13 protein-coding genes are annotated in these 20,157 nt (G+C 76.2%); 6 read left to right on the top strand and 7 right to left on the bottom strand.

Annotated features, from left to right (window positions below; all coding sequences use genetic code 11):
- The first annotated feature begins 30 nt into the window (after positions 1 to 30).
- From GD880_RS07220 to GD880_RS07200, 5 genes are read left to right on the top strand one after another with little or no spacing between them, the layout of a single operon-like run.
- Positions 31 to 1,008, top strand: a complete 978-nt coding sequence (locus tag GD880_RS07220; protein ID WP_193314399.1) for a metal ABC transporter substrate-binding protein — start codon at positions 31 to 33, stop codon at positions 1,006 to 1,008.
- A complete protein-coding gene (locus GD880_RS07215; protein ID WP_152231045.1) occupies positions 1,005 to 1,850 on the top strand; it encodes a metal ABC transporter ATP-binding protein in 846 nt (281 codons plus the stop codon). Before GD880_RS07220 ends, GD880_RS07215 begins: the two co-directional genes overlap by 4 nt.
- Positions 1,850 to 2,764, top strand: a complete 915-nt coding sequence (locus GD880_RS07210) for a metal ABC transporter permease (protein ID WP_152230952.1) — start codon at positions 1,850 to 1,852, stop codon at positions 2,762 to 2,764. The genes GD880_RS07215 and GD880_RS07210 overlap by 1 nt, the downstream gene beginning before the upstream one ends.
- The gene (locus GD880_RS07205) at positions 2,764 to 3,162 is read left to right on the top strand and encodes a Fur family transcriptional regulator (protein WP_152230951.1); all 399 of its coding nucleotides are present in this window, start codon (positions 2,764 to 2,766) and stop codon (positions 3,160 to 3,162) included. The genes GD880_RS07210 and GD880_RS07205 overlap by 1 nt, the downstream gene beginning before the upstream one ends.
- A gap of 25 nt (positions 3,163 to 3,187) precedes the next feature.
- Positions 3,188 to 3,751: a DedA family protein gene (locus tag GD880_RS07200; protein ID WP_152230950.1), complete on the top strand. Its 564-nt coding sequence runs from the start codon at positions 3,188 to 3,190 to the stop codon at positions 3,749 to 3,751.
- Here GD880_RS07200 and GD880_RS07195 read toward each other — a convergent pair.
- The 7 genes from GD880_RS07195 to GD880_RS07165 form a co-directional block, all read right to left on the bottom strand.
- Positions 3,748 to 4,476 (bottom strand): isoprenyl transferase, encoded by a 729-nt coding sequence (locus GD880_RS07195; RefSeq protein WP_405002734.1) that lies wholly within the window; start codon positions 4,474 to 4,476, stop codon positions 3,748 to 3,750. The genes GD880_RS07200 and GD880_RS07195 overlap by 4 nt on opposite strands.
- Before the next feature lie 140 nt (positions 4,477 to 4,616).
- Positions 4,617 to 5,348, bottom strand: coding sequence for a DNA repair protein RecO (recO, locus tag GD880_RS07190; RefSeq protein WP_152230949.1), 732 nt, complete (start codon positions 5,346 to 5,348; stop codon positions 4,617 to 4,619).
- A 100-nt stretch (positions 5,349 to 5,448) separates the two neighbouring features.
- Complete coding sequence (leuA, locus tag GD880_RS07185) at positions 5,449 to 7,206, bottom strand: 2-isopropylmalate synthase (protein WP_226909447.1); 1,758 nt, start codon at positions 7,204 to 7,206, stop codon at positions 5,449 to 5,451.
- 413 nt (positions 7,207 to 7,619) lie between these two features.
- Positions 7,620 to 9,902 (bottom strand): transglutaminaseTgpA domain-containing protein, encoded by a 2,283-nt coding sequence (locus GD880_RS07180; protein ID WP_152230948.1) that lies wholly within the window; start codon positions 9,900 to 9,902, stop codon positions 7,620 to 7,622.
- Positions 9,899 to 11,104, bottom strand: a complete 1,206-nt coding sequence (locus GD880_RS07175) for a DUF58 domain-containing protein (RefSeq protein WP_152230947.1) — start codon at positions 11,102 to 11,104, stop codon at positions 9,899 to 9,901. The genes GD880_RS07180 and GD880_RS07175 overlap by 4 nt, the downstream gene beginning before the upstream one ends.
- Positions 11,101 to 12,084, bottom strand: coding sequence for an AAA family ATPase (locus GD880_RS07170; protein ID WP_152230946.1), 984 nt, complete (start codon positions 12,082 to 12,084; stop codon positions 11,101 to 11,103). Before GD880_RS07170 ends, GD880_RS07175 begins: the two co-directional genes overlap by 4 nt.
- A gap of 76 nt (positions 12,085 to 12,160) precedes the next feature.
- The gene (locus GD880_RS07165; RefSeq protein ID WP_152230945.1) at positions 12,161 to 18,298 is read right to left on the bottom strand and encodes a fibronectin type III domain-containing protein; all 6,138 of its coding nucleotides are present in this window, start codon (positions 18,296 to 18,298) and stop codon (positions 12,161 to 12,163) included.
- A 349-nt stretch (positions 18,299 to 18,647) separates the two neighbouring features.
- Here GD880_RS07165 and GD880_RS07160 point away from each other — a divergent pair, with 349 nt between their 5' ends.
- A complete protein-coding gene (locus GD880_RS07160; RefSeq protein WP_226909446.1) occupies positions 18,648 to 20,153 on the top strand; it encodes an HNH endonuclease in 1,506 nt (501 codons plus the stop codon).
- Positions 20,154 to 20,157 lie beyond the last annotated feature (4 nt).

The raw sequence follows: 20,157 nt of genomic DNA, 5'->3' as shown, positions 1-20,157 counted from the left end.
TGGTTCTCATCTCCGCTGAGAATGATCCTCATGACGACCTTCCGGCGCGCCGCGGCACTGCTCGTCGCCGTCGGCGCGCTGCTCGCCGGGTGCAGCCCGGCGCGGGAGGCCGGCCCCGACAACGGCCCGCTGCAGGTCATGGCCGCGATCTACCCGCTGCAGTACGTCACGGCCCAGGTGGGCGGGGACCACGTCGAGGTCCGCTCCGTCACCCCGCCGGGCGTGGATGCCCACGACCTCGAGCTCTCCCCGTACACCGTCGCCCGGCTCGACGCCGCGGACCTGGTCGTCTACCTCTCGGGGTTCCAGGCCGCCGTCGACGACGCCGTGACGCAGACGCGGCCGACGGCGCTGGACGTCGCCGGGCCCGCGCACCTGCTCACGCCCGCGGAGGAGGACGCCGCCGCGCACGCGGGCGACGACCACGCCGTCGCGCACGCGGCGGAGCAGGGCCCGCAATCCGGCCACGACGACGACCACGGGCACGACCACGGCACGGCCGACCCGCACTTCTGGCTCGACCCGCTCCGGCTGAGCGACGTCGGCCTCGCCGTCGCCGACGAGCTGGCGCGCCTCGACCCCGCCCACGCCGCCGACTACCACGCCAACGCCGCCAGGTTCACCGCGCAGCAGGAGGCGCTGGACGCGGAGCTCGCCGCCGGGCTGGCCCACTGCGCCAGCCGCACGATCGTCGTGTCCCACCAGGCGTACGGCTACCTCGCCGAGCGCTACGACCTCGCCCAGGTGCCCGTCACCGGGCTCGACCCCGAGTCCGAGCCCTCCCCCGCCCGCGTCGCCCAGATCGCCGCCGACGTCCGGGCGCACGGGGTGCGCACCATCTTCGCCGAACCGGGCTTCTCGGCCATCGCCACGACGCTCGCCGAGGATCTCGGCCTCCACGTCGCTCTGCTCGACCCCCTCGACGTCCAGCTCAACACCCAGGTGGACTATCGCGAGGCCATGCACCACAACCTCGAGGCACTCCAGGAGGCGCTGCGATGCGCATGACCCGCCACCGCGCCGGCGCCGACGGCACCCAGACCGACGGCGCCCGCCCGGACGCCCCGCCTCCCGACGGCGCCCCCGTGGCCGTCGAGGACCTTGGCGTGGTCCTCGGCGCCTCGACCATCCTGCGCGGGGTGTCCTTCACCGTCCGGCCCGGGGAGATCGTCGCGCTGCTCGGCGCCAACGGCTCGGGCAAGTCCACCCTCGTGAAGTCCCTCGTCGGCGTCGTGCCGATCGCCCACGGCCACGCCCGGCTGTTCGGGCAGGACGTCACCGCCCGTCACTCGGTGCCCTGGAACCGCATCGGGTACGTGCCCCAGCGGGTGACCTCCGGCGCGGGCGTGCCGGCCACCGCCCTCGAGGTGGTCGTCTCCGGGCTGATCGACAACCAGCGCCTGCGCCTGCCGCGCGGGGCGCGCCGGCGCGCCCTGGCCGCCCTCGACCAGGTCGGCCTCGCCGACCGGGCCGGCGACAGCGTGCAGGTGTTCTCCGGCGGGCAGCACCAGCGGGTGCTCATCGCCCGCGCGCTGGTGCGCGACCCCGACCTGCTCATCCTCGACGAGCCGCTGGCCGGCATCGACAAGCGCTCCAAGGACGCCCTCGCGGCCACCCTGGAGGCGCTGCACGCGCGCGGCACGACGATCCTCGTCGTCCTGCACGAGCTCGGCGAGCTCGGCCCGCTGCTCGAGCGGGCGATCGTTCTGCGCCATGGGCGCGTGGTCCACGACGGCGTCAGCCCCTCCCCCACGGCGGGCCACGACGCGCCCGGGCACGACCACGTCCACCCGCACGAGGACGCGGGCCACCGTCCCGCGCACGTGCCCAACCTCCACGTGGAGCTGTGATGGGATTCGTCGACACGCTCGTGCTCATGCTGTCCACGCCGCTGATGCAGCGCGCGCTGCTGGTGGCGGTGCTCGTCGGCGTCTCCGCCCCGGTGATGGGCACCTACCTCGTCCAGCGGCGCCTGGCCCTGCTCGGCGACGGCATCGGGCACGTGGCGCTCACCGGCGTCGCCGTCGGCTGGCTCGCCGGCAGTCTCGCCGGGCTGACCCCGCGCGACGTCCTCGCCGTCCCGGGGGCGATCGTCGCCGCCATCGCCGGTGCGGTGCTCATCGAGGTGGTCCGGGCCCGTGGCAAGACCACCGGCGACCTCGCCCTCGCGCTGCTCTTCTACGGCGGCATCGCCGGCGGCGTGCTGATCATCGGCATCGCCGGCGGGACGACGGCGAACCTCAACAGCTACCTGTTCGGGTCCATCTCCACGGTGTCGGTGACGGACGTGTGGCTCACCGTCGGGCTCGCCGTGCTCATCCTCGGCGCGGGTCTCGGGCTGCGCCCGGCGCTGTTCGCGCTGAGCCACGACGAGGAGTACGCCCGGGCCAGCGGGCTGCCCGTGCGCGGGCTGAACATCCTCGTCGCGGTCATGGCGGCGATGACCGTGTCGGTGTCGATGCGGGTGGTCGGGGTGCTGCTCGTCTCGGCCGTGATGATCGTGCCGGTGGCGATCTCTCAGCTCCTGGCCCGCTCCTTCCGGACCACGATGACGGTCGCGATGGTGATCGGGGCGGCCGTGAGCGTCGTCGGGCTGACCGTCACCTACTTCCTGCCGCTGTCCCCCGGCGCGACGATCGTCGTGCTGGCCGTGCTGACCTACGCCGTCGTCGCCGCGCTGCGCCCGGTCCTCGTGCGCGGGCCACGGGCCGGAGAGCCGCACGTGGACGTGGAGGACGACGTCGAGGTCAAGGAGGCCGTGTGATGTTGAGGATGACGCGCCAGCGCTCGGCGGTGAGCGACCTGCTCGCCCAGACGCAGGACTTCCGCAGCGCCCAGCAGTTGCACGAGATGCTGCGCGAGGGCGGGCAGACCGTGGGGCTGGCCACGGTCTACCGCACGCTGCAGTCCCTGGCCGAGGCCGGCGAGGTCGACGTGCTGCGGATGGACGACGGCGAGAGCCTGTACCGGCGCTGCGCCCGCCAGGAGCACCACCACCACCTGGTGTGCCGCTCGTGCGGTCGTACGGTGGAGGTGGGCGGCGAGCCGGTGGAACGCTGGGCGGCGCGGGTGGCGCGCGAGCACGGCTTCGTCGCCGTGGACCACACCGCCGAGCTGTTCGGCACCTGCGCGGCGTGCGCCGCGCAGGAGTACCAGAGCTGAGGGCGGGGCCCGGGAGGAGGAGCGAGTGCCGGAGTTCCTGGCGAGCTGGCCGTTCTGGCTGGTCTTCGTGTTCCTGTACCTCGGCGCCACGCTGCGCGGTCAGGGGACCTACTGGCTCGGGCGGCTGGTGACGGAGCAGGCGCTGCGCCACACCCACCCCAGCGGCGGGTGGCGGCTGCGCGCGCACGCGTGGCTGCAGGGCGAGGGCACCGCACGCGGCATCGCGGCCATCCGGCGCTGGGGGCTCGTGGTGGTCCCCTTCTCCTACCTCACCGTGGGGTTCCAGACCATGGTCAACGCCGCCGCGGGGGTGCTGCGCATCTCCTGGCCGCGCTACTCCCTGGCGCAGGTACCCGGCGCGCTGGCGTGGGCGGCCATCTACTCCACCATCGGCTTCGCCGTGTGGGACGCGGCCCTCGCGGCGGCCGCCGGCTCGCCGTGGGGCCTGGCGGGCATCGCGGCGGTGGCCGTGGTCATCGTCGCGAGCGTGCTGGTGCGACGCCGCCACCGCGCCCCCGGGGCGAGCCCCGCCCCCGCGGGTGGGCCCGCCGCCGACCTGTCTCCTGCCCGCGGGGACGCCGCCGGCTAGAGGCCGACCGGCTTGTCCACGGCGCCGCCGTAGCGGCGGTCGCGGCGGGCGTAGGTCTCCACGGCCCGCCACAGGGTGCGCCGGTCGACGTCGGGCCAGGCGTCGTCGATGAACACCATCTCGGCGTAGGCCGACTGCCACAGCATGAAGTTGCTGGTGCGCTGCTCCCCGCCGGTGCGCAGGAACATGTCGACGTCGGGCAGCTCCGGCTCGTCGAGGTAGCGCGCCACGGTCTTCTCGGTGACCTTCGCCGGGTCCAGCCGGCCGGCGGCGACGTCCTGCGCGATCGCCTTCGCGGCGTCGGCGATCTCCGCCCGCCCGCCGTAGTTCACGCACATCGTCAGCGTGCAGACCGTGTTGTCCTTGGTCTGCTCCTCGGCCCGCTCGAGCTCGCTGATGACCGAGCGCCACAGCCGCGGGCGCCGCCCGGCCCAGCGCACCCGGACGCCCCAGGCGTCCATCTGGTCCCGGCGCCGGTGCAGCACGTCGCGGTTGAAGCCCATGAGGAAGCGGACCTCCTCGGGCGAGCGCTTCCAGTTCTCGGTGGAGAAGGCGTAGGCGGAGACGTGGGTGACGCCCAGCTCGATCGCGCCGGCGACGACCTCCAGCAGCGCGGCCTCGCCGGCCTTGTGCCCCTCGGTGCGCGGCAGGCCGCGGGCGTTGGCCCACCGGCCGTTGCCGTCCATGACCACGGCGACGTGCTTGGGCACGAACCGCGGGTCCATCCGCGGCGCCCGCTCCCCCGACGGGTGCGGGGGCGGCGGGACCGGGCGGCGACGGCGTGTGCCGTCCGGCGGGGCGGAGGCGGCGCCGTCGTCCGGGACGCCGGCCGCCGGGAAGGTCCGCAGGGTGCTCTCGAACTCGCTCACGCGCGCTCCACCATCCGCAGGGAGCGCAGCTGGCGCTCCAGGTGCCACTGGAGATAGGCCGCCACCAGGCCGGAGGCCTCCTTGCGCCGGCGCGGGTCGGAGGCGTCGGCCGCCGCCCAGTCCCCCGAGAGCAGCGCGCCGAGCAGGGCGACCGTCTCCCGGTCGGGGGCGGCCGAGCCGGGCACGCGGCAGCTGTCGCACAGCGCCCCGCCCAGGGCCGGGTTGAACGCCCGGTGCGGGCCCTCCGCCCCGCACTGGGCGCAGTCGTAGCAGCTGGGCGCCCAGCCGGCGACGGCGAGCGCGCGCAGCAGGTAGGAGTCGAGCACCAGCGAGGCGGCGTGCCGGCGGGTGGCGAGGGCGTGCAGCGCCCCGACCAGCAGGAGGTACTGCTGCGGGGCGGGCTCGCGCTCGATCTCGGTGAGCCGGCCCGCCGTCTCCACCATCGCCGTCGCCGTGGTGTACAGCGAGTAGTCCGCGCAGATGGCCCGGCCGTAGGGGGCGAGCGTGTCCACCTGCGTGATGGTGTCCAGGCCACGGCCGAGGTGGAGCTGGACGTCGACGATGCCGAACGGCTCCAGGCGGGCGCCGAACTTGCTCGTCGTGCGCCGCACCCCCTTGGCCACCGCACGGACCTGGCCGTGCTCGCGGGTGAGCAGGGTGATGATGCGGTCGGCCTCCCCGAGCTTGTGGGTGCGCAGCACCACGGCCTCGTCCCGGTAGAGCTTCACGGCTCCATCATCCCAGGTGCGCGAGCAGGGCGCCCGCAGCCCGCGCCGTCGTCGCCGGTGCGGGACGACGGTGCGGGCCGGGTGGCGTGCGACGGCGTGGTCAGCGCTCGGCGCGGTTGACTGCGGAGACGATCGCCTTGAACGAGGCGGTCATCGTGGACGGGTCGATGCCCACCCCCCACAGCACCTGGCCGTCCACCTCGCACTCGAGGTAGGCGGCGGCGGTGGCGTCCCCGCCCTCGGACAGGGCGTGCTCGGCGTAGTCGAGCACGTGCACGTCCACCCCGACCTCGGTCAGGGCGTTGACGAAGGCGTCGATCGGGCCGTTGCCGGTGGCGGCGACGACCTTCTCCTCTCCGCCGTCGACCAGGGTGACGGTGAGCACCGCGTCGGTGCCCTCGCCGGCCGTGGTCACCGTGGTGCCCTTGAGCGCGAAGCGGCCCCAGGGCTTCAGACCCATGGCGGCGGTGTGCGGGAGGTACTCGTCGGCGAAGATCGACCACAGCTGCTCGGCGTCGATCTCGCCGCCGTAGGCGTCGGTGTGCTTCTGGACGATGCCGGACAGCTCGATCTGCAGCCGGCGCGGCAGGTCCAGGTGGCGGGTGGAGGACAGCAGGTAGGCGACCCCGCCCTTGCCGGACTGGGAGTTCACCCGGACCACGGCCTCGTAGCTGCGCCCGACGTCCTTGGGGTCGATCGGGAGGTAGGGCAGCTCCCAGACGACGGCGGTCTCCTCGCCGCCCGCGGCGACCACCTTCTCCTCGCGCACCGTGAAGCCCTTCTTGATGGCGTCCTGGTGGGAGCCGGAGAAGGAGGTGTAGACGAGGTCGCCGCCGTAGGGGTGGCGCGGGTGGACGTCCATCTGCGTGCACTGCTCGACGGTGCGGCGCACCTCGTCGATGTCGGAGAAGTCGATCATCGGGTCGATGCCCTGGCTGAACAGGTTCAGGCCCAGGGTGACGAGGTCGACGTTGCCGGTGCGCTCGCCCTGGCCGAACAGGCAGCCCTCCACCCGGTCGGCGCCCGCGAGCAGGCCCAGCTCGGCGGCGGCGACGCCGGTGCCGCGGTCGTTGTGCGGGTGCAGGGACACCGCGACGGCGTCCCGGCGCGACAGGTGCCGGCACATCCACTCGATCTGGTCGGCGTAGACGTTGGGCGTGGCCCGCTCCACGGTGGCGGGCAGGTTGAGGATGAGCTCACGGTCGCCGTCGGGCTGCCAGGTGGCGATGACCGCCTCGGAGACCTCGAGGGCGTACTCGATCTCGGTGTCGACGAAGATCTCCGGGGAGTACTGGTACCCGAAGACGGTGTCGTCGCCGAGGACCTTCTCTGCGTAGGCCATGACCTCGCGGGTGCCCGCGACGGCCAGCTCCTTGGTGGCCTCGCGGTCGTTGCGGAAGACGATCTCGCGGAAGACCGGCGCGGTGGCGTTGTACAGGTGCACGGTGGCCCGCGGGAAGCCGACGAGCGAGTCGATGGTGCGGTGGATGAGCTCGGGGCGGGACTGGGTGAGCACGGAGACGGTGACGTCCTCGGGGACGGCGTCGTCCTCGACGAGCGAGCGCACGAAGTCGAAGTCCGTCTGGGAGGCGGCCGGGAAGCCGATCTCGATCTCCTTGTAGCCCATCTTCACCAGGAGGTCGAACATCGCGCGCTTGCGCTCGGCGTTCATCGGCTCGATGAGCGCCTGGTTGCCGTCGCGCAGGTCGGTGGACAGCCACCGGGGGGCGTGCGTGGTGCGGCGGGCGGGCCACTGCCGGTCGGGCAGGTGGACCGGGTTGACCTCGTGGAACGGGCGGTACTTCGTCACCGGCATGCCGGAGGGCTGCTGTGCGTAGATGTGGCCTTGCGTCTTCATCGTGATGGGTTCCTCGTCGTCTGTGCGGGTGGCCAGGCACAACAACCGCCGCGACGAGGAGCCGGCCTCAGGAGGCCTCGTCGCGGCACGGAAGGAGCAGCTGGTGCTGCTCGGGGCGAGCCCTGCGCACGTCTGTGAGGTTAGCGCGCGAGGCGGGTCGCGTCACGTTCCGGTCCGGCCCGTCTCAGCATCCGGGGACGACGGCGTCCCAACCCGGCGCCGGAGACACAACGGCGGTGGGCACGTCGCTCCCCCTGCGGGCGACGTGACCACCGCCGTCGGGGACTCCCCCGGGCCCGTCGCTCCCCCTGCGGGCGGCGGACCCCCGGGCCGGAGCCCGCGGTGTCACTGCCCTCATTCCTACCTGGGCGACCCGGCCGTTGTCGCCCCTCGGTGATGGGGACAACTCCCCATCACCGCTCTGACCTGCGAAGACGTACGCGATGCGGCCGTCGGTCCCCCGGCCCGCGGTCGTGCGCCGGCGGGGCGGTCCGTGCTGGGCGCGGCGGCCGCAGCGAGCGGGGCGAGACCCGTGCGCGCCACCAGCGCCGCCGCCCCACCGTCTGCGCCAGGCCGGCGAGCACCGCCCCCACGTCGCGCCAGTAGCGCGCGACGGCCGGGTCGTCCGGCTGGGCCGGGGCGAACGTGCAGGCGTCGGCGCGGCCAGCCAGGTCCGCCGTCCGGGCGGCGACCTCGGGCGACACCGCCAGGACGCCGACCAGCTCCCGGGCGGCCTCCTGCCGCGTCGCGCCGCGGCGCACAACGACGCCGAGGTCGGCGGCGGCGTCGAGCAGCTCGGCCCAGCCGCCGGCGACCCGCTGGGAGGGGGTGGCGCCGTCTCGGCGGCGGGCGCGCCGGCGCCCCTTGATGGCCAGCACGAGCAGCAGCGGGGAGACGAGGACGAGGAGCCCGCCGGCAACCCCGGCGGCGACGAGCAGCGCCCGCGGCCAGGCGGCGTGGTCCGCCGGCTCGTCGTCGGTGTCGACCTCCCGGCGGTCCGCCGGCGGGGCGTCCGGGGGCTCTGGCGCCGGCGGCGGGGGCTGGAGCACCTGCGGCTGCGGGCGGTTCTGCGGCGTCGGGGACTCCTGCTGCCAGATGCGGTCCTCGTCCGGGGTGGGGAAGAACGGCACCCAGCCGTGCCCCTCGAAGGGCACCTCGACCCACGCGGTGACGTCGTCGCCGGTCAGCGCCACGGTCCCGGCCGCGCCGGCCGCCGGCGCGAAGCCCATGACCACGCGGGAGGGGATGCCGATCGCGCGGAGCATGAGCGCCATGGCGGCGGCGTACTGCTCCTCGTCGCCGACCATGGCCTCGCCCCCGAGCAGCGCGTCGATCCGGGCCGCGCCGTGGCCGGGCAGCGACGGCGTGTCGCCCTCGAGGCCGTGGGAGTAGTAGCCCTGCTGCAGGCCCGACTCGATCGCGCGGATCTGCGCGAGCGGGGTGCGGGCGTCGGCCAGCATGCGGGCGGCGGCGGTGCCGGCCACCTCGGGGTACCGCGCCGGGGGCAGGGGCACCTCGCCGAGGGGCGCCCCCTCGAGCTCGGAGTCGGTCGGCTCTCGCACCGGCGCGGCGAGCAGGTCGTAGGTGTCCCCCGGGCGCAACCCCGCCGCGGCCAGCCCGGTGCCGGTGCCGCGGTTGACGTAGAAGGACGCGCCGAGCCGGGGGTCGGCGAAGTCGACGTCGTAGGGCCGGCCCACCACGGGCACCCACACGCCGGCGTACTCCCCGACCGTCACCCGCAGCCGGTGGAGGCTGGCAGGCAGGTCCGGCTCGATGCGCTCGCCCACGCGCTGGAACGTGCCGGCGGCGGACCCGCCCGAGACGGCCCACGCGGTGCCGTCGTAGGCGTCGAGCACCGCCAGGCGCACCCGGGCCCCCTCACGCAGCCCCTCGACGGTGAGCACCGGCTCGTCGCGGTGGTCCTTGACGTAGCCGCGGAACCCCGCCAGCGGGCTGGGGTAGTCCCGCGGGTCCGGCGGCGGCTCGAGGAGGTCGCGCAGCACCAGCCGCGGCCCGGGCGACGCCACCGCCGCCACCCCGCCTCCGGCCACGGCCCCGACGAGCACCAGCACCGCCGCAGCGCGCAGCCGGCCGCCGTCCAGCCACCCGGTCCGCCACCGCGCCCACACCAGCCCCACCAGGGCCCCGCCGGTGCCCACGGCCGCGGCGCCGGCGGGGTCGGCGGTGCCGAGCAGGATGGCGGCGGGCAGCACGAGCCCGGGCGCGAGCAGCGCCCAGGCCGGCCGCGCGGTGCGCAGCGCCACCGTGAGGGCCACGAGGGTGCCCGCGAAGGCCAGCAGGTACGGCGCCGTGAGCATCGCCCCGCCGGCACCGAGCGGCGGCAGGACGGTAACGATTTCCTTCCAGGAGGTCACCACGCCCCGCCCGACGGCGCCCACGGTGTCCGGGGTGGGGAGCACCCCGCCCAGCGCCGTCGTCGGCGCCGCCAGCGCCGCGCCCAGCGTGAGGACGACGACCGCGGCCGCGAGCACCGTCCACGCGCCCCAGCGCAGCACCGCCCCGGCCACCGCGACGGCGGCGCCGAGGAGCACCCCGCCGACCGCCGCCGCGACGAGGTGGCCGCTGCCGAAGGCCGGACCGAGCGGGACAAGGGCGAGCAGGACCAGGAGCGGCAGCACGACCAGGTCGGCGCCGTGCCGGCGGAGCAGGTCGGGCAGGGGCGCACCGGTGCTCATCGCGCGGCCGCCCGCAGCGCGCGGGGCAGGTCGCCGAGGGCGGCGATGGTCGCCACGGTCATCGCCCCGACCCGGCGGACGTCGGCGCGCGCGGACGCCTCTCCCACGTCCCCGGCGACCCGCACCGCCACCGCCCGGACGCCGACCGGCAGCACCGCCCCGGCGGCGCGCAGGTCGCGCACCGGCACGGCCGCGCCGCACACCAGCACCACGAGCGAGGCCCGCTCGACCTGCGCGGCGGCGTGCGCCAGCGCCACGACGCCGCCCGCGCCCGGCGTCGGCTGCAGCCGGGTCAGGGCGTCGAGCAGGCGCCGGGGCGACCCGGCGGGCAGCGCCGCGCCGCTGGTGAGGGCGGTGAGGTCGGCGTCCTCGGCGAACGCCTGCAGGGCGAGGGAGGCCGCCGCCGAGACCGCCACCTCGACCTCCTCGGCGCCGGCGTAGTCCCGCGCGTCGCTGCCGAGCGCCACGACGAGGTGCGAGCGGCGGGCCTCCTCGTACTGGCGCACCATGAGCGTGCCGGTGCGCGCCGAGCTGCGCCAGTGCACGTGGCGGCGGTCGTCGCCGGGCAGGTACTCGCGCAGCGCGTGGAACGCCAGGTCCGCGGTGGTGACGTCGCGGGCGGGCCGGCCCTCGAGGTCGTGCAGCAGGCCGGCGGCGCGCGCGGCCAGACGCACGGTGCGCGGGTGGACGTAGAGCTCGTGGACGTCGGTCCACGTCATGGCCCGCCGCACGAGGCCGAGCGGATCGCCGCGCACCGAGCGGACCGGGCCGACGGCGATCACCGCCCGCCGGGCGGTGGGGATCGCGAGGACCTCCTCGTGCTCGCCGCCGCCCGGCAGGGCCGGGAGGACGAAGGCGGCCTCGGCGGCCCCGACGGGCAGCTCCAGCCGGGCCGGCAGCGCCGGCCCGGCCCCGGCGTTGCGGACGACGACGGCACCGAGCGCCCGTTCGCCCACGACCACCCGGCGGGCCGACAGGCGCAGGTCGACCGCGTAGGGCTGGCGCCCCAGCGTGAAGGCCAGCGCGGCGGCCAGCACGGCGAGCACGGCCGCCCCGAGCGCCACCAGCTCCAGCCAGCCCAGGGCCCATCCCGCCGACGTCGCCGTGACGCCGAGCGCGAGGACCACCCAGCCCGCGGGCCGGACCCCCAGAGCACGCCCGGCGGTGCCCAGCTCACGCGCCGCGGCGCCCGGCGCGCTCACCGCTCGGTGGGCACCGGGACCGCGGCGAGGACCGCGTCGAGGGCCTCGGCGGCGGTGGCGCCGTCGAACTCGGCCTCCGGGTCGAGCACCAGCCGGTGGGCGAGCACGGGGTGGGCGAGGTCCTTGACGTCGTCGGGCACCACGTAGCCGCGCCCGTGCGCCGCCGCCCAGGTCTTGGCCGCGCGGACCAGCGCGAGGGCCCCGCGCACGGACACCCCGAGCGCGACGCCGGGCGCGCGCCGGGTCTCCTCGGCCAGCGTCGCGACGTAGCCGAGCACGGCGGGCTCGACGTGCACGGTCCCGGCCAGGCGCACCAGCTCGGCGACCTCCTCGCCGGTGACCACCGGCTCGACGGCGGCGGCCCGGTCGCGCACGGCGGCGCCGGCGAGGATCTCGACGGCGGCGGCGTGGTCGGGGTAGCCGATCGAGGTCTTGACGAGGAACCGGTCCAGCTGGGCCTCGGGCAGGCGGTACGTGCCGGCCTGCTCCACCGGGTTCTGGGTGGCGAGGACGACGAACGGCTCGCCGACCGGGTGCGCCACGCCGTCGACCGTGACCCGTCCCTCCTCCATGACCTCCAGCAGCGCCGCCTGGGTCTTGGGCGAGGCGCGGTTGATCTCGTCGGCGAGGACGACGCCGGCGAAGACGGGCCCGCGGTGGAAGGCGAAGGTCTGGGTGCGCGGGTCGAAGATCGAGACCCCGGTGACGTCCGAGGGCAGCAGGTCGGGGGTGAACTGGATGCGGCTGGTGCTCGTGCGCAGGCTCTGGCCGAGCGCGCGGGCCAGCTGGGTCTTGCCGGTGCCGGGGTAGTCCTCGAGCAGCACGTGGCCGCCGGCGAGCAGCGCGGTGACCACGAGCCGGACGACGTCGGCCTTGCCGAGGACGGCACGGCCCACGTTGTCCACGATGCGCGCGAACGCCTCGCGGAACTCGGTGGCCTGGGCCGGGCTCATGACCGCTGCCGCGGTGGTCGTGGTCATCGGGTCCTTCCTGGAGGGTGGGTCGCGACCAGGCTGCCAATCTGGCTGCGACCGGACCGCCATCTTGGCTGTGACGTTACGACACCGGTCGGCCCGGCCAGGTGAGGCTGGCGGACTCGCGGACGCCCGGGCCGGTCAGCTCCACGCGCACCGTCTCGTTCGGGTAGCCGCGGTAGTGGCCGGACTGGAGGACGCCGTGGCCCTCGAGGCGCCCCGCGACGGTGGCAACTGGGCGCAGCCCCTCGCGCGAGGCGTAGAAGGTGGCGGTGTACTCCCCCGCCGGCAGGTGCCAGTACTCCGCGTCCAGGTAGGCGCACGAGGGGTGGGCGCAGCCCGGCTGACCGCTGGCCGTCCGGGTGCGGCTGACCGCGACCCGCGGGTCCCCGGCGCGCGCCTCCGCGGCGGCCGTGGTGCGGGCCCCGTCCTCGCGCGTCACCCGCACCTCGGCGCGCAGGGTCGCCGAGGGCGGGGCCGGCACCGCGCGCTCGCCGATGGCGCCGACCGCCTGCCAGGGGCCCCACCCGCCGTCGGCGCCGCGCACGCGGAGCTCGGTGGCGGTGAGCCGGCGCCCGTTGGGGTCCGGCGCGGCCCACCGGACGGTGACGGCGCCGGGGGTGCCGGCCGCGGTGAGCGTCGGGTCGGCGAGCGGCCCGAACGGCACCGCCGGGTTGGACGGGGCCGACTCGTCCCCGGGGAACAGGTTCACCGCGCGGACCCGGAAGGTGTAGCTCGCGCCGTCGACCAGGCCGCGGACCGTGCGGTCGGGGGCCAGCGGCTGCCACAGGCTCAGCGTGCCGCCGGAGACCTTGACCTGGTAGCCGAGGAGGGGCTCGCCGTGGTCCGCGGCGTCGGGGAAGCTCAGCCGGACCTCGCCGTCCTGGCCCGTGGGCGTCGCGGTCACCGCGCCGGGGGCGCCGGGCCTCAGGACGGTGCGCACCTTCTGGGACGGCTGCGACGCCGGCCCCCAGCCGGCCTTGTTCCGCGCGGCGACGGTCATCGTGTAGTGCGCGCCCGGCGGGGCGTCGGCGGTGACCGACGTCGTCGTGCCGGGCACGGTGAGCTCGCGGAACGGCGCGCCGTCGCGGTAGATCGTGGCCCGGTACTCCGAGACGGGGGCGCCGTGGGCGTCCGGCGCCCGCCAGCTGCCCTGGACCTGCGCCGCCGTCGGGTTGTCGACGCGGTCGAGGCGGGGCGGCTGGGGCGCGGCGGGCACGCCGGCGGGCACCACCCCGGCCGACCAGCCGGACCACTCGGATGGCTCGGGCGCGGCGTTGTGGGCGCGCAGCCGCACCCGGTACTCCTGCCCGTTGGTCAGTCCGGTCCAGGTGTGGGTGGTGCCGCTCACGCGCACCTGCCCCGCGCCGGCGGCCGGGGACATCTGCAGGTCGTAGCTCTCCACCGGCGAGCCGGCGTTGGCCGGGGCCCGCCAGGTCACCCGCAGCTCGCCGTCGCCGAAGGCCACGACGGGCGGCGCCGGCCGCTCGGGGCGCACGTCGGGCCGGGCAGGCGCGGAGGGGGCCGACGGGGCGGAGTCGCCCGCCTCGTTGGTCGCGCTGACCGTGAAGGTGTACGCCACGCCGTTGGTCAGCCCGGTGACCGTGCACGTGGTCGAGGCGCACCGGGTGGCGGTGCCGTTGGTGCGGACGGTGTAGGCGGTGACCGGGGCGCCGTTGTCGTTCGGGGCGGTCCACGAGAGCACCGCCGCGCCGTCGCGCACCTCCTCCACCCGCGGCGGGGCCGGCCGCTCCGGGACGCCGACGACCTGCATCGTCACCCGGCCCTCGGCCTGCCGCTGCGGGTCGCCCGTGGCGTCCTGGAGGGTGTAGCGGACCACCGCGCGGCCGACGAAGCCCGCGTCGGGGGTCACGCGCACCCCGGCGGCGGTGGTGGCCACCCCCGCGTCGCCGGCCTCCACGCGCGCGTCGACGACGCGCAGCGGCGTCTCCGGGAAGGGGTTGAACGCCCCGACGAGGACGTCGGCAGTGACCGTCTCGCCCTGGTCCACCGTGCCGAGGTCCACGTCCGGGGCCACGGGTAGGTCCCGCGTGGAGGCGACCACCTCGGCGCTGACGCGCCCGAGCACCGGGGCGTTGACCGGGTCGGCGACGGAGACGACGACGTCGCCCGTGGTGCCGACCGCGGCGCCGGCGGTCGCGGCGACGGTGAGGAACGGGCCCTCGAGACGCGCGTCGAAGCCCTCGGGCACAGACTCCAGCCGGTAGTCCAGGCGGCGGAAGTCGCCGGCGTCGGGGTCCTCGACGAGCTCGGCGAGGTTGACCGGCGTCGGCTCCTCCGCCGGGGCGACCTGCACGGCGGTGCCCCGGATGGTGGGCGGGGTGTTGCCGCCGTCGGGCATCACCGTGATCGGCAGGGTGAGCACCGAGGACAGGCCCTCCCCGCCCGCCGGGGCGTCGGTGACCTCGAAGGTGAGCGAGGCGGGCCCGGCGAACCCCGGCGCGGAGGTGAACTCCAGGGTGATGCCGTCCACCCGTGCCTCCTCGCCGTCGGAGCCGGTGGCGGTGACGGGGCCGGTCTCCGCGAGCCGGACCGGCCGGCCGCTGGGCGAGACGACGTGGTCGGCCAGCGACAGGCGGACCGTCTCCCCGGTGGTCACCTCGACCGGGTCGGCGTCGGTGCGCAGGATCGGCCCGGTGTCGGCGACGCCCGGGATGTCGACGAAGGCGTAGGCGGTGTTCCCGTCGACGTCGGTGACCTGGTAGGTGAGCAGCTGCCGGGCCGGCAGCACCGGGGCCTGGACCCGGTCGCCGACCACGCGCACGCCGGCGGGGGCGTCGGGGAGGCTGACATCCAGCGCCGCGGCGGTGCCGTCGGGGTCGTCGTCGTTGTCGAGGACCGGGACGGTGACGGTGTCGTGTTCGAGGATGTCGGCGGGCTCGACGAGGTCGTCGCGCGCCAGCGGCGGGCGCAGCGGCGCGTCGGGGGCGACGTGGACGATGAGCACCCCGGAGTCCCGGCCCCCGCGCCCGTCGGTGACGTGGTAGACCACGGGGAAGGTGCCCGGCCGGTCCGGCGCGGTCACCTGCACCTGCCCGTCGCGGGCGGTGACGTCCAGCCCCTCGACCGGCTCGACCGGGGCGTCCTCGGCGAGGGTGAGGGCGTCGCCGTCGGGGTCGGTGTCGTTGGCGAGGACGTCGACCTCGACCGCGCGGCCCGGGCGCACGTCCACCCGGTCGTCCGCCGCCTGGGGCGCGCCGTTGGTGTCCGGCGCGGGCACGACGCCCACCCGCACGTCCGCGGTGGCGACCAGGCCGAGACGGTCGCGCACGGTGTAGCTGAACGTGTCGGTGCCGGCCGCGTGCCCGTAGGCCTCGTAGTCCAGGTAGCTCGGCCCGACCTCGACGATGCGGCCGAGCTCGGGCGGGCGGTTGGTGCCGAGGAGCTGGACGGAGTCGCCGTCGGGGTCGACGCCGTACAGCGGGACCGGGATCCGGACCCGCTCGCCGGCGAAGGCGCGCGTCTCCACCGGCGCGGGCAGCGGCGCGGAGTTGGTCGCGGTGTCGGCCTGGACGTGGACGGTGATCCGCGCGGAGTCGGACACGCCGGCGGCGTCGGTGACGGTGTAGACCGCGCTGAGCGTTCCGGGCTGGGCGGGGGCGCGCACGCGCACGGTGTCGCCGGCGACGAAGAACAGGCCCTGCTCGGGGGTCTCGGTGAGCCCGGTGAGGGTCAGGTCGAGGCCGGCGGGGTGGGTGTCGTTCTGCAGCACCGGGATGGTGACGACGTCGCCGGCGCGCACATTGGCGACGTCTGGCTGGGCGTCCGGCGGCGCGGCGGGGTCCGGCGCGACCGGCAGGACGACCACCTCCCCCTGTGCCCGCCCGTTCTCCCCGGCGACGGTGTAGCGCACGGAGGTGGCGGCGGGCAGGGAATGGCGGGCGGTGATCTTGAGGAGGCGGTGCTCGAGGACGGCGACGGCGAGGCCCGAGTCCTCGGGGACCTCCACCTGCTGGACGGCGAGCAGGCCGCCGGCGGGGTCCTCGTCGTTGGCGAGGACGTCGACCAGGGCGGTGCCGCCCGCGGGCAGCAGGGCGGCGTCGCGCACCGCGACGGGGGCGCCCTGTCCGGCCTCGGTGACCTCCACCCGCACGAGCCCGGTCGCGCTCGCGCCGCCGTCGTCGACGACGACGTAGGTGAGGTAGTGCGCGCCGGGCGCGTCGCTGGTGAACTGGAAGGTACCCGCGTCGTAGTCCGGCACGACGCGCACGTCGCCGCCGCCGGTGACGTTCGCCAGCCGGAGACTCTCGCCGTCGGGGTCGGTGTCGTTGGCCACCGGCGCGACGACGACCGGCCGGCCCGCGGTCGCCGTGACGTAGTCGAAGACCGGCACCGGGGGCAGCCCGGCGTCGGCGCGCACGTCGACGCCGACGACGACGTCGGTGCTCGCCCGGCCGTCCGAGACCGTGACCACCACCTCCTTGCGGCCCGGCGCGGTGCCCGTGTCCTCGAAGGTGAGCACGCCATCGGGGCTGTGCCGCACGACGTCGTCAGAGGTCCAGGCGGCGCCGGTGACGACGAGCGGGTCGCCGTCGGGGTCGCGCATGTCGGCCAGGACGTTGAGGCTGCCGGTGGCGCCGGCGGTGAGGGTCAGCGTGGTGGGCCGGACCTGCTCCGGGGCGGTGTTGGCGCCCGGCGGGACGACCGTGACGGTGGCGACCGCCTGGGCCTGGCCGCCGCGGCCGTCGTCGACGGTGTACGCGAGGGTGGCGCCGCCGGCGGCATCCGCGGGCACCTCCACCTGCAGCGCCCGGCCGCCGAGCACGGAGCGCACGGTCCCGAGGGTCGCCGGGGCGTCGTCGAAGGCGGTGATGGTGAGCAGGTCGCCGTCGGGGTCGGTGTCGTTGGCGAGGAGCTCGAGGACGGTGGTGGAGCCGGGGCGCACGCCCAGGCGGTCGTCCTGGGCGACGGGCGGGCGGTTCTCCGCCTCGCGGTCCAGCGGGACCTCGGCGGTGAGGTTCTGCTGGGACTCCTGCTCCTGGGTGTCGTCGGCCTCGGGCGGGGTGACGTCCTCCCAGTTGTCCACGATGGTCATCGCGTCGTTGACGAGGTAGACGGACCCGCTGAGCGTGTCGTTGAGGACGACGAGGTCGCGGTTGGTGCGGAAGGACAGCTCCGCGGCGCTCGCCGCGGTGGGGATCTCCGCCTGGGTGGGCGCGGCGCCGTCGCACTGGCGCAGGTAGAGCGGGCGCCCGCCGGCCCAGGCGGCGTGGGCGCAGCCGCCCACGACCACCGGCGCGGCGGGCGGGCCGAGGACGCCGGCCGGCACGACCTCGGGCTGGCCGCGGTCGAGCGGCACGCGCACCAGGGCGTCGGCGGTGGCGAGGACGACGTCGTCACCGGGGCCGCTCGGCAGCTGCAGGGCGACGGCGGTGGTGTCGAGGCCGAGGCCGGTGAGGTCGACGGGCTTGCGGTCGGGCCGGAGGAGCAGGAGCGCCTTGTCGGTGTGCGCGAGCACGACCGGCTCGTCGCCGACGGCCGTGACCTGCGTGGCGGCGCGGTCGAGGGTGGCGGGGGCGACCCCGAGGCCCGCGGTCGGTGGTGCGGGCGGGTCCTCGTCGGCCGTCTGGGGCTCGCGCGGCTCGCTGCCCTTGGGCACGGTGACGAGGGTGGCCTCGGCGATGGAGACGCCGTACGCGGTGCCGTCCTTGCCGACCGTCATCACGGCGTCGGGGCCGAGGGAGGCCGGGGCGGGGGCGTCCGGCTCGGCGAGGGCGGCGACCGCGGCGGCCGGCGCGGTGCGGAGGGCACCCGTGCCGACGTCCAGCACGGCGACGACACCGCCGCCGAGGGCCACCACGCGGCGGGCGGGGAGGGTGATCTCGCCGGTGGTGGACACCGTGGTCGGGTCGAGCCGCTGGAGGACGCCGGCGCCGTGGTCGACGACGAACACGTCCTGCCCCTCCTGCAGGACGTCGAGGTCCGGGCTGGTGGCCGTCACGGCGCCGTCGAGCTGCTGGACGGGGTAGTTGACGCGGCCCACGCGCAGCTGGCTGGAGCTGGTCACCCAGACGCCGCCGTCGTTGAGGTCGACGTCGGCGGTGGCGACGCCGTCGTAGAGGACGCCGGCCACGACCACGCCGGAGAGCGCCAGCGACAGGGTGGCGATGCTCGCGGTGCGGCGGCGGGACGCGCGACGGCGGGCGGCGCGGCGGGAGCCCGCGGGCGCGGGGTGTCGCAGGCGCGCCCACAGTCCCACGTCATGCCCCCCACCGGCATCGGCCGCCTCCGCCGGCGGCATGGTTGCTGGCCCTCGAGCGCCGCTCGTGCCGTCTCGGCTCGTGGCGCCTGGGCGCGGGCGGACGCGCCCAGCAGGGCGGCGACGGCGCGCGCTGCGGCCACGGCGATGGTAGCGCACCGATATCGTCCGGATTGGGGGCTCGCCCGAGGGGCCGGGGGCGCGCGCGGCGCCTTCATGACGCGGCGGCCGTTCTTGCGCGGCCGATGCCCGACGCCTTCCGATTGGCCCCGTTGTCGGGCCCCGCCGCCTCGCGTGCTTATCCCCAGGCGCGCGGCGGATGTCGCACCCCGCGGGTAGTGTGCTACACGTGTTCGATAGGCGGGGTGGCCGGGACCGGGGTGCGGGGCAGCCCGGTCCGGACCCTGCCCCGCCGACCTCGGCCGACATCGGCGGCTGGCGCGAGGCGCTCGCCGGGATCGACCGGGATGTGTCGGATGTCGAGCGGGTCGACCAGCTGCGGGTGTTGGAGGAGCTGAAGGCGGCCGCGGCGGCGGCGCAGGCGCGGATCGCGGTGGACCTGGACCTCTCCCAGCGCCGCGAACAGGAGGCGGCCGGGGTACCGGCGGTCCGGCGGGGTCGGGGGGTGGGGGCGCAGGTGGCGCTGGCCCGGCGGGAGTCTCCGCACCAGGGCGGGCGGCTGCTGGGCCTGGCGAAGGCGCTGGTGCTGGAGATGCCCCACACGTACGCCGCGCTGGAGTCCGGGGCGTTGAGCGAGTGGCGGGCCACGGTGCTGGTGCGCGAGTCGATCTGCCTGGACGCCGCCGCCCGGGCCGCCTTCGACGCCGCGCTGTGGGCCGACCCGGTCGCGGTGGGGCGGCTGGGCACCAGGGCGCTGGTGGCCCGGGCCAGGCAGATCGCCTACCGCCTGGACGCCGCCTCCGTGGTGGCCCGGGCCCGGCGGGCGGAGCACGAGCGCGGGGTGAGCCTGCGCCCGGCCCCGGACACCATGACCTACCTGACCGGGCTGCTGCCGGTGGCCCAAGGCGTGGGGGTGTGGGCGGCCCTGACGAGGACGGCGGACGCGCTGCGCGCCCAGGGCGACGGCAGGAGCCGCGGGCAGATCATGGCCGACACCCTGGTCGAGCGCGTCACCGGCCAGGCGAGCGCGGAGCGGGTGCCGATCGAGGTCCAGCTGGTCATGACCGACAAGGCCCTGCTCGCCGCCGACACCGAGCCGGCCGTCATCCCCGGCTACGGGACCGTGCCCGCCCAGTTCGCCCGCGACCTGATCACCGACCGCCTCGACGCCTCAGCCGGCACCGGCGGCGAGACGAACGCCGACGCGGGGAAGGTGCTGGCGTGGTTGCGGCGGCTGTTCACCGCCCCGGGCACCGGCGAGCTGGTCGCGCTGGACTCCCGCCGCCGCATCGCCCCGCCCGGGCTGGCCCGGTTCATCGCCGTGCGGGACCAGGCGTGCCGGACGAACTGGTGCGACGCCCCGATCCGCCACCGCGACCACGTCGTCCCCGCCGCCGAGGGCGGGCCCACCACCGCGCACAACCTGCGCGGCGCCTGCGAGGGCTGCAACTACGCCAGGCAGGCCCCCGGCTGGACCGCCCGCACCCTCGACACCAGCAACGACGACAACACCGGCGGCAACACCGCAGGCCAGCGGGCCGGGCCCGGCGGGCACGTCGTCGAGCTCACCACCCCCACCGGACACCGCTACACCTCCGACGCCCCACCCCTGCCCGGCCGCCGGCCGCAACGAGCGACCGCACCACCAGGTCCACAGGCGGCCAGACCAGGTGCCCGCGCCACCGACAGCGCCCTCGAACACCGCATGCGAGCCGACTTCGCCTGGACCGCCTGAACCG

The organism is Georgenia ruanii, from assembly GCF_009193175.1.
Lineage (GTDB): Bacteria > Actinomycetota > Actinomycetes > Actinomycetales > Actinomycetaceae > Georgenia > Georgenia ruanii.
The sequence above is the reverse complement of the archived record's forward strand: the minus strand, read 5'-3'. Positions and strand labels throughout refer to the sequence as shown.

Excerpts from the sequence above, each read along its gene's own strand:
- GD880_RS07220 (WP_193314399.1), top strand. The coding sequence starts at position 31 with ATGACGACCTTCCGGCGCGCCGCGGCACTGCTCGTCGCCGTCGGCGCG.
- GD880_RS07215 (WP_152231045.1), top strand. The coding sequence starts at position 1,005 with ATGACCCGCCACCGCGCCGGCGCCGACGGCACCCAGACCGACGGCGCC.
- GD880_RS07210 (WP_152230952.1), top strand. The coding sequence starts at position 1,850 with ATGGGATTCGTCGACACGCTCGTGCTCATGCTGTCCACGCCGCTGATG.
- GD880_RS07205 (WP_152230951.1), top strand. The coding sequence starts at position 2,764 with ATGTTGAGGATGACGCGCCAGCGCTCGGCGGTGAGCGACCTGCTCGCC.
- GD880_RS07195 (WP_405002734.1), bottom strand. The coding sequence starts at position 4,476 with ATGGACCCGCGGTTCGTGCCCAAGCACGTCGCCGTGGTCATGGACGGC.
- leuA (WP_226909447.1), bottom strand. The coding sequence starts at position 7,206 with ATGAAGACGCAAGGCCACATCTACGCACAGCAGCCCTCCGGCATGCCG.
- GD880_RS07180 (WP_152230948.1), bottom strand. The coding sequence starts at position 9,902 with ATGAGCACCGGTGCGCCCCTGCCCGACCTGCTCCGCCGGCACGGCGCC.
- GD880_RS07170 (WP_152230946.1), bottom strand. The coding sequence starts at position 12,084 with ATGACCACGACCACCGCGGCAGCGGTCATGAGCCCGGCCCAGGCCACC.